The sequence below is a fragment of the Streptomyces sp. genome (genome assembly GCF_031178505.1).
In the GTDB taxonomy this organism is placed as follows: Bacteria; Actinomycetota; Actinomycetes; order Streptomycetales; family Streptomycetaceae; genus Streptomyces; species Streptomyces gulbargensis.
In genome coordinates this window covers 1-8,614 of the sequence record NZ_JAPSIW010000249.1, presented here as the reverse complement: position 1 = coordinate 8,614, position 8,614 = coordinate 1, and the positions used below count along the sequence as shown (strand labels likewise).

Here is an 8,614-nt window from a genome sequence, read left to right as displayed (position 1 = left end):
GGCGGAGTGCCGTTCCGGCTGCTGCTGCCGCTCTGCCTCGTGATGAGCTTCGCGTACATCGGCGACTCCACCGTCTCCAACTGGTCGGCGAAGTACCTCCAGGACGTGCTCGGCGGTTCGGAGGAGCTGGCGACCGTGCCGTACAACGCGTACATGGTGACGACGCTCCTCGGGCGGGCGGTCGGGGATGCGGCCGTGCGGCGGTTCGGAGCGGCCTCGGTGGTGAGGGGCGGGGCCGTCCTCGCCGCGCTCGGGTTCGCGGTGGTCGCCACGGCGCCGGGGGCGTGGGCCGGGCTCGCCGGGTTCACCGTGCTCGGCCTGGGCCTGAGCGTGCTCGTGCCCCAGACCTTCGCCGCCGCCGGGCGGCTCTTCCCCGGTGACAGCGACGCCGCCGTCGCCCGGCTCAACGTCTTCAACTACGTGGGTTTCCTCATCGGCTCGCCGCTCGTCGGGGCGCTCGGCGGCGCCTGGAGCCACCGGGGCGCGATGCTCGTGCCGATGGTCCTCGTGCTGGTGACGGTGGTGTACGCCACGTCGTTCGGCGCGCGAGGCGCCCGATACGGTGGCGGGCATGAGCGGCCGCACACTGTTGATGTGGGATGAAGCTGTCACCGGGTACGACTTCGGGCCCGAGCACCCGATGGACCCGGTGCGGCTCGCCCTGACCATGGGACTGGTGCGGGCCTACGGGCTCGACCGGGTCGTCGACGTCGTGGCCGCCAAGCCCGCCGGGGACTCCACGCTGCGGCTGGTCCACCGCGAGGACTACGTGGCGGCCGTGCGGGCGGCGTCCGCCGAGCCGCGGCGGGCCGACCAGGCGTACGGGCTCGGCACGGTCGACGACCCGGCGTTCCCCGGCATGCACGAGGTGTCCGCGCTGATCGCCGGCCAGTCGGTGGGGGCCGCCGAGGCGGTGTGGCGGGGGGAGGCCGCGCACGCCGTGAACTTCGCGGGCGGACTGCACCACGCGATGCCCGGTGCCGCCTCCGGGTTCTGCATCTACAACGACGCCTCCCTGGCCGTCGCCCGCCTCCTCGAGCTCGGTGCCGAGCGCGTCGCGTACGTGGACGTGGACGTGCACCACGGGGACGGGGTGCAGGCGGCGTTCTGGGACGACCCGCGGGTCCTGACGATCTCGCTGCACGAGCACCCGAGGACACTGTTCCCGCAGACGGGCTGGCCGGAGGAGACGGGAGCGGCCGGGCCGGCGGAGGGCGGGGCGGTGAACCTGGCGCTGCCGGCGGGGACCGGTGACGCCGGATGGCTGCGGGCCTTCCACGCCGTCGTACCGGAACTGCTCGCGGAGTTCCGGCCGCAGGTGCTCGTCACCCAGCACGGCGCGGACACCCACTTCGAGGACCCGCTGGCCCACCTCGCGGTGTCGCTGGACGCCCAGCGGGCGGTGCAGGAGGCCTGCCACGAGCTGGCGCACGCGCACGCGGACGGGCGCTGGGTGGCGCTGGGCGGGGGCGGCTACGCGGTGGTCGACGTCGTACCGCGCTCGTGGACGCACCTGGTGGGGATCGCGGCGCACGCGCCGGTCGAACCGGCGTCGGTGATCCCGCCGTCCTGGCGGGACGAGGTGTACGCGCGGACCCGGCAGCGCGGGCCGGAGCGGATGACGGACGGGCGGTGGCCGGTCGGCTTCCGGGACTGGGCCGAGGGGTACGACCCGGCCGACCGGCTCGACCAGTCGGTGCTGGCCACCCGCCGGGCGGTGTTCCCGCTGCGCGGACTGCTGCCCTGACCCGTACCCCCGGCCCGTTACGCCAAGGGGAGTCCGAAGCAAGGGTTTTGACGTCACGGCAGGTGGTTTCGCGGCAGCATCGAGGCCGTGCTGAGTACCGGGGCGCTGCGGGCGCATCTGTTGGCTGCGGGGTTGGCGGGGACGGTCGCGACGACGCGGGAGACGAGCCTGCGCAGCTATCGGCTGTTCGCGGCGCGGGACCCGCGGGTGCTGCTCGGTCTCGATCCCGCCGGGGGGTGGGGCGAGGCCGATCTGCTGCGGCTCATGGCCGAGAAGTGCGGGGTGTCCGACGATCCGGCGCACCGGTCCGGGCTCGACGTCATCGATCCGGAGCGTACGGTGCGCCGGCTGGACGCCTTCGCGGCTCGGCTGGGGGAGGCGGCGGCGCGGCGGGCTCCGGTGCTGTTCGGGACCGGTCATCCGCACCGTCTGCTCGGTTTCTACGTCGCGCTCGCAGACGCTTTGTCGTCGGCGGGATGCCCTGTCCTCACCCCCGCGCAGGGGAGATGTGTCGACATGACGACCCGGTTCGGTCTACGTACGTACGTCCTCGACCACGTACGCGGGGTCGCGTTCGTGCGGGAGCCGGGACCGCCGCCCGACGGGCGCGTGCCGGGGGCGCATTCCCACTCCGCGCTGCCCGTCCGGGCCGCTCTCGAGAGCGCGGCCGAGTCCGGCGGGCCGCTTCCCGAGCTGGTGATCGGTGACCACGGATGGGTCTGCGGCGCAGGTCAGCTGGGTATTGAAGCCATCGGGCTCGCCGATACGGACGATCCCGCGCTGTTCGTCGGGGAGGCGGAGGGGCAGGTGTCCGTGGCGGTACCGGTGGACGACGGCGTGCGCTCCGCCTCCTACCGCCCCCTCACGCGCTATGTACTCAATCGAGCGTGTCTGTCACGGTAAACAGCCGAAGGTGGCTCCTCTTCCCCACTCGTACCACCCGCCCCTAGTCTGGGCGTGAGCGCTCGGCGACGAAGAGTCACCGGAGGGGAAGCCGGTGGGCGTCGCGTAGCGGAAGGTACAGGTGGGTCATGGCTGCTGCTGAACGGCCTCTCAACGAGGTCAAGTTTCTGACCGTGGCGGAAGTCGCCTCGGTGATGCGCGTGTCCAAGATGACCGTGTACCGCTTGGTGCACAGCGGTCATCTGCCGGCGATCCGGGTGGGCAGGTCCTTCCGGGTTCCCGAACAGGCGGTTCACGAGTACCTGAGGGAGTCCTTCGTGGGGGTGGGGACCGCGTAGCGAGCGCGCGGCCGAACGGTTGGTGAGCTGAGTCCGGCCCTCGGATTACGAGCGCGGTGCTCGGGACGGTAGGCTAGGCCGACGTAGGTCGTGTGGGCCCAGACGCCCCGCACCGAGTGAGAAGAAGTGAGCGAGGGTAGTCGTGGGCTCTGTTATCAAGAAGCGGCGCAAGCGGATGGCCAAGAAGAAGCACCGCAAGCTGCTCAAGCGCACGCGCGTGCAGCGTCGCAACAAGAAGTAAGCGACGGCTGCGAGCGCAGCTTTTCGTGCGTGAGGCGTGGCTCTCCACCTTTCGGTGGAGGGCCACGTTTTTATTGCGCCTCGATCCGGAAGCGCTACGGTGGCGACCAACGGAACACGGACGGAAGGCGCTGATCTTGGGCAAGGTCGTGCTCGTCACCGGGGCCGCCCGGCAGCTCGGGGGCCGCTTCGTACGCCGGATCCAGGGGGATCCGGAGGTGGACCGGGTGGTGGCCGTCGACGCCGTGGAGCCGGCCCACCCCCTGGGGGACGCCGTGTTCGTACGGGCGGACATCCGGCGCCCCGCCATCGCCAAGGTCCTGGCCGAGCACGAGGTCGACACGGTCGTCCACATGGACGTCACCGGCACGGCGCTCGGCGGCGGAGGCCGTACGTCGGTCAAGGAGACCAACGTCATCGGGACGATGCAGCTCCTCGGGGCCTGCCAGAAGTCGCCGCGCGTCAGCCGGCTCGTGGTCAAGTCCAGTACGAACGTGTACGGCTCGGCCCCCCGCGACCCGGCCGTCTTCACCGAGTCCACCGCCGCGAAGTCGCTGCCCAGCGGCGGTTTCGCCAAGGACGCCGTCGAGGTGGAGGGGTATGTGCGGGGCTTCGCCCGGCGCCGCCCGGACGTGGCCGTGTGCGTGCTGCGGTTCGCGAACATCCTCGGGCCCCGGGCCGACTCCCCGCTGGCCGAGTACCTCTCGCTGCCGGTCCTGCCGACCGTGTTCGGCTACGACCCCCGGCTCCAGTTCGTCCACGAGGACGATGTGATCGACGTGCTGCGCCTGGTGGCGCACGAGTCGCGCCGGGCGGGCCTGAACAGCGGCACGTTCAACATCGCGGGCGACGGGGTGCTGCTGCTCTCCCAGTGCGCGCGGCGGCTCGGCCGGCCGACCGTGCCGGTGCTCCTGCCGGCGGTCACCTGGGTGGGCTCGGCCCTGCGCGCCGTCGGTGTGACGGACTTCGCGCCGGAGCAGATCCGGCTCCTGACGCACGGCCGGGTCGTCTCGACCGTCCAGATGCGCGAGGTGCTCGGCTTCACGCCCCGCTACACCACGGCGGAGACCTTCGCCGACTTCGCGCACAGCCGGGGAGCGGGGCTGCTGCCGCCGGAGGTGCTCGCCGGGGCGGTGGACCGGCTCGCGGACCGGTTGTCCGTCCCCGCCACCCCGTACGAGGCTCCGTCGGCCCCGCGCGTACCCGCTCCCGCGCGGGCCTCTTCGGCCCCTCCCGCCTCTTCGAATTCCCCTGCTTCGCCCCCCTTCCACGACGGCGCCTGAGGAGAACTGGACAGCGATGGCGGACGCCAAGGTCATTCCCTTCGACGACGACCGTTCGCGGGCCCGGCGGCGGCCCTCCCGGGCCGAGGGCGAGGCGGCGGCCGTACGGGCCCTGCCGGCGCCGCTGCGGGCTCCCTCCCGGCCCGCCGGGCCCCCGGAGCCGGAGGAGGCCCCGGAAGCGGGGGACGGGGCCCCGGCGGCCCGTCCCGGCAGCGGCTGGGAGCGCCGGCTCGCGAGCGGGCTCGCCTTCCTGCGGCGGCGGGTCACCGGGGAGTACGAGGTCGACGAGTTCGGCTACGACGAGGAACTGACCGACCAGGTCCTCATGTCGCTGCTGCGCCCGGTGTTCGAGAAGTACTTCCGGGTGGAGGTGAAGGGCGTCGAGAACATCCCGGCCGAGGGCGGGGCCCTCGTCGTCGCCAACCACTCGGGGACGCTGCCGCTGGACGGGCTGATGATGCAGGTCGCCGTCCACGACCACCATCCGGCGGGGCGGCACCTGCGGCTGCTCGCCGCGGACCTGGTGTTCGTCCTCCCGGTCGTCAATGAGCTGGCCCGCAAGGCCGGGCACACCCTGGCCTGCGCGGAGGACGCGGAGCGGCTGCTGCGCGCGGGCGAGATCGTGGGGGTGATGCCGGAGGGCTTCAAGGGGATCGGCAAGCCCTTCGGGGAGCGGTACAAGCTCCAGCGGTTCGGGCGGGGCGGCTTCGTCTCGACGGCGCTGCGCGCGGGGGTGCCGATCGTGCCCTGCTCGATCGTGGGCGCGGAGGAGATCTATCCCATGATCGGCAACGCGAGGACGCTGGCGCGGCTGCTGGGCTTCCCGTACTTCCCGCTCACGCCGACGTTCCCGTGGCTGGGGCCGCTGGGGATGCTGCCGCTGCCGACGAAGTGGACGATCCAGTTCGGGGAGCCGATCGAGACGGGTGACCATCCGCCGGAGGCGGCGGAGGACCCGATGCTGATGTTCAACCTGACGGATCAGGTGCGGGAGCAGATCCAGCACACGCTGTACAAGCTGCTGGTGCAGCGCCGGTCGGTGTTCTTCTGAGGACAGCGGGACGGCGGAAGGGGCGCCCCCGTGGTCGGGGGCGCCCCTTCCCGGTTTTCAGCGGGCGTCCTCGCTGTCGATGCCGAGGCCTGGCAGCAGGCCCGGCAGGAGCGGCGGGAGTGTCACGTCCGGCTGCTCCGGGATCGCTTCCTCGACCGGCGGGACTGTCGGGGAGCCCGTCGGAGAGGGTTTGAGGATTCCGCCCGTGCCGCCGCCGAGGAGCCCGTCGTCCTCGGGTGACGAGGTGTCGCCGTCCGGGGCGGGGGCGGTGCCCTGTCCCGGTCCCGTGCCGGTGCCCGTACCGGAGCCCGGTGTGCTGTCCGAGGGGCTCGGGCCGGTGGAGTCGCCGCCGGCCGACGGGGACGCCCCGGCCGTGGGCGGCTGCTGGGTGTCGGTGCCCTGGGGACTGCCGCCCGGGGTGCGGGTGGTGGTGCCGGCGCTCGGGGAGCCGGCCGCGCCCTTCTCGGGGGTGCGGGGCAGCACCGACTGGAGCGGCTCGACGTCCTGGTCTATGGCCTCGAAGACGTCCGTCACTTCGCTGCCGACGTCGGCGAGCTGCACGGGCAGCCGCTCGCGCAGGCCGTCCCAGGTGTCCCGGTGGGCCTGGGCGAAGGAGCTGAGCCGGGCCATGGGGGCGATCTGGCCGTCCCGCTCGTAGGCCTGGCGGAGCAGGCGGTGGCCTTCGGTGGCGTCGTGCTTCATGCCGCCGAGGACCCGGCGGATCTCGGTGAGGGACTCGTGGTCGAGGTCGCCGGAGCGTCCCCGCTCCATGAGCCGGCGGGCCTCGCTCAGCCGTGTGGAGGCCTGGTCGAGGTAGATGCCGCCGCGGTCGGCGTCGTCGTCCGCCATCCCCAGCTTGATGTCCTCCATGCCCCGCTTGAGCCCGTAGAGCGAGTCACCGGGCAGGGCGTCGGAGCTGGCAGCGGCCACTCCGCCGAAGGCGCCCGCGGCCACACCGACCGTGAGTCCGCCGGCGGCGAGGCCCTTGGTCCAGCGGGAGCGGGGGCGGAGTTTGCGCAGGGGGGAGGCCCGGTGGGCTCCCTTGCCGCTCGTCCGCTGCTCCGGCACGGTAGGGCCCGCGGCGGCGGTTCCTTCCGCGAGCATCGCTTCCATGGCGGCCACGAGCTGGGCTCGCTGCACCACCTTGACCTCGGGGTCCATCTGCGGTTTCGGCAGTTCGCCGAGCCCGCTCGCCAAGGCCAGCAGTCGCCCCTGCTCGGCCGGTTCGGCCGGGGCCTCGGGCTGCTCGGCCGCCGCGCCCTCGGACGTCCGGTCCTCCAGGGCCTGGGCGAAGGCGTTCGCCCGCCGGTGCGCCGATACGTTCGCGATCACTGGCGGCACCTCCTCTCGTCATGACGGTCGACTCCCCTCGGGGTCCGGAAGGTTGCACACCTTGAGCGCATCCACACGAACGAGTGAGTGTCTGCGGGCAGGGCGTGACCACAGGGAGCCTGCATGTCGCACAACGAGCGGCGCGGCACTTGGGTTACGCGCGAAAGATGATCGGACCAGTCCGTCATGAGGGCGTCACCGACTGTGAGTTGGGAGGGCAGTGGTGGCGTGGGGGGAGGGGCCCCGGGAGGGGCTGCGAGGGGACGTGGGACGGGAAGGCGGCGGGGAGCCCCGGGGGCCGGGACGGTTCCGCTCGGGGACGGTGGAGGGGACGGGGTCGGGGTCGGAGCGGGGTGTGGGGGGCGCGTGGGGACGCGGGGTCAGCGGGCGTCGTCCGGGAGGAGGCGGGCCAGGGTCCGGACGGCGCGGTACTGGAGGGTCTTGATGGCTCCCTCGTTCTTCCCCATGACGCGGGCGGTCTCGGCGACCGAGAGGCCCTGGAGGAAGCGGAGGGTCACGCACTCCTGCTGCTGGGGGTTGAGGCGGCGGACCGCGTCGAGCAGGGCGGCGTTGGAGAGGGACTCGAGGACGGAGTCCTCCGGGCTGCGTTCGACCTCGTTGGCGTCGAGCATCTCGCCGGTGGTGACTTCGAGGCGGAAGCGGCTGGACTTGAAGTGGTCGGCGACCAGGTTGCGGGCGATGGTGACGAGCCAGGCGCCGAAGTCGCGGCCCTGCCAGGTGAAGGTGGAGATCCGGCGCAGGGCGCGCAGGAACGTCTCGCTGGTGAGGTCCTCCGCCGTCGCCTTTCCGCCGACGCGGTAGTAGATGTAGCGGTAGACGGTGTCGCTGTACTGGTCGTACAGGCGCCCGAAGGCCTCGGCCTCGCCCGCCTGGGCGCGCTCGACCAGGTCCATCATGCGGGCGCTGTCGCTGTCGGCGGTGGGGCGGCGGGCGGCGGTCGAGGTTCCGGTGCCGCGGGCGCTCCGTCTGCCCACGGCGGCCCCGCCGTCGGCCAGGGCATAGCAAGGGCCGGCGGGTGCCGGTGCGGCGAAGGCGAAGGCGGGGACGGGGCCGGCGTACGCGGTGGGGACGAAGCCGCGCAAGTGGTCGAGGACCGTTGCGCGCAGCGTAGCCAGGCCCGAGGTGTCAACCCCGACGTGTGGGTACACGGGACTCCCAGAGGCAGAGCTTCCATCACGTGCAGTGCGGGACCGTTCACTCGTCGTGGCGACGTGAGGGTTCCGCTGTGCGTCTGAGGAGAATAACGCTTCGTACAGGGAGCGCTACACCCAGTTGCTCAAATCATCGATTCCGTCGTATCCGTTACTACTTGACGACAGATCAGGGAGTCATTGGCGATCGGTTATTGATCGGTTTGCTTCCGAGTGTGATCGCGTGGGCGCTGCGTTGTGCTCAAGTAGGGAACGCGGGGGTGATCGTCGCCGCTGCTGGGTAAGGGGGCGGGAATGCCTGGTGGTCGACCTGTGCGGTGGTGTTCGACCACGGACGGGTGAGGGCGTCCGGTCCGGGGTTGTCGCAGATGATCGCAGCCGAAACGTATCGGCGGACAGGAAGACGGATCAGCGGCGACGTCGGTGCAGCGCGACCGCCGCGGCCGTACCGCCGGCCACGGCGCCCAGGCCCGCGGCGGCCGGGATGCCGACCTTGGCCGCCTTGCGGCCCGTCCGGTAGTCCCGCAGCCGCCAGTCCCGCTCCTTGG

Annotated in this window: 9 protein-coding genes and 1 pseudogene; 7 read left to right on the top strand and 3 right to left on the bottom strand. The window is 72.3% G+C overall.

Features of this window, described 5'->3' with window-relative positions; genetic code table 11:
• The 7 genes from RIF68_RS17945 to RIF68_RS17915 all read left to right on the top strand — a co-directional run.
• On the top strand, positions 1 to 603 hold a 603-nt coding region (locus RIF68_RS17945), incomplete at its 5' end, for an MFS transporter (RefSeq protein ID WP_309052278.1).
• A complete protein-coding gene (locus RIF68_RS17940) occupies positions 572 to 1,747 on the top strand; it encodes an acetoin utilization protein AcuC (RefSeq protein ID WP_309052277.1) in 1,176 nt (391 codons plus the stop codon). The genes RIF68_RS17945 and RIF68_RS17940, both read left to right, overlap by 32 nt.
• 87 nt (positions 1,748 to 1,834) lie before the next feature.
• On the top strand, positions 1,835 to 2,650 hold the full coding sequence (locus RIF68_RS17935) for a phosphatase (RefSeq protein WP_309052276.1): 816 nt from the start codon (positions 1,835 to 1,837) through the stop codon (positions 2,648 to 2,650).
• Between the two features lie 128 nt (positions 2,651 to 2,778).
• Positions 2,779 to 2,988, top strand: coding sequence for a helix-turn-helix domain-containing protein (locus RIF68_RS17930; protein WP_309052275.1), 210 nt, complete (start codon positions 2,779 to 2,781; stop codon positions 2,986 to 2,988).
• A gap of 142 nt (positions 2,989 to 3,130) precedes the next feature.
• Entirely contained in the window at positions 3,131 to 3,229 is a 99-nt protein-coding gene (locus tag RIF68_RS17925) for a 30S ribosomal protein bS22 (protein ID WP_003948845.1), read from the top strand.
• A 136-nt stretch (positions 3,230 to 3,365) separates the two neighbouring features.
• Entirely contained in the window at positions 3,366 to 4,511 is a 1,146-nt protein-coding gene (locus RIF68_RS17920) for an NAD-dependent epimerase/dehydratase family protein (RefSeq protein ID WP_309052274.1), read from the top strand.
• 16 nt (positions 4,512 to 4,527) lie between these two features.
• Positions 4,528 to 5,562: a lysophospholipid acyltransferase family protein gene (locus tag RIF68_RS17915; protein ID WP_309052273.1), complete on the top strand. Its 1,035-nt coding sequence runs from the start codon at positions 4,528 to 4,530 to the stop codon at positions 5,560 to 5,562.
• A 57-nt stretch (positions 5,563 to 5,619) separates the two neighbouring features.
• Here RIF68_RS17915 and RIF68_RS17910 read toward each other — a convergent pair whose 3' ends face one another.
• The 3 genes and pseudogenes from RIF68_RS17910 to RIF68_RS17900 form a co-directional block, all read right to left on the bottom strand.
• The gene (locus RIF68_RS17910; protein ID WP_309052272.1) at positions 5,620 to 6,894 is read right to left on the bottom strand and encodes a DUF5667 domain-containing protein; all 1,275 of its coding nucleotides are present in this window, start codon (positions 6,892 to 6,894) and stop codon (positions 5,620 to 5,622) included.
• 380 nt (positions 6,895 to 7,274) lie between these two features.
• A complete protein-coding gene (locus RIF68_RS17905; RefSeq protein ID WP_309052271.1) occupies positions 7,275 to 8,063 on the bottom strand; it encodes an ECF subfamily RNA polymerase sigma factor, BldN family in 789 nt (262 codons plus the stop codon).
• A 411-nt stretch (positions 8,064 to 8,474) separates the two neighbouring features.
• Positions 8,475 to 8,614, bottom strand: a pseudogene (locus tag RIF68_RS17900) (HAD-IB family hydrolase); the annotation flags it as partial.

What these genes read in the sequence shown, in the direction of transcription:
- RIF68_RS17940 (WP_309052277.1), top strand. Translation starts at nt 572, where the DNA reads ATGAGCGGCCGCACACTGTTGATGTGGGATGAAGCTGTCACCGGGTAC.
- RIF68_RS17930 (WP_309052275.1), top strand. Translation starts at nt 2,779, where the DNA reads ATGGCTGCTGCTGAACGGCCTCTCAACGAGGTCAAGTTTCTGACCGTG.
- RIF68_RS17915 (WP_309052273.1), top strand. Translation starts at nt 4,528, where the DNA reads ATGGCGGACGCCAAGGTCATTCCCTTCGACGACGACCGTTCGCGGGCC.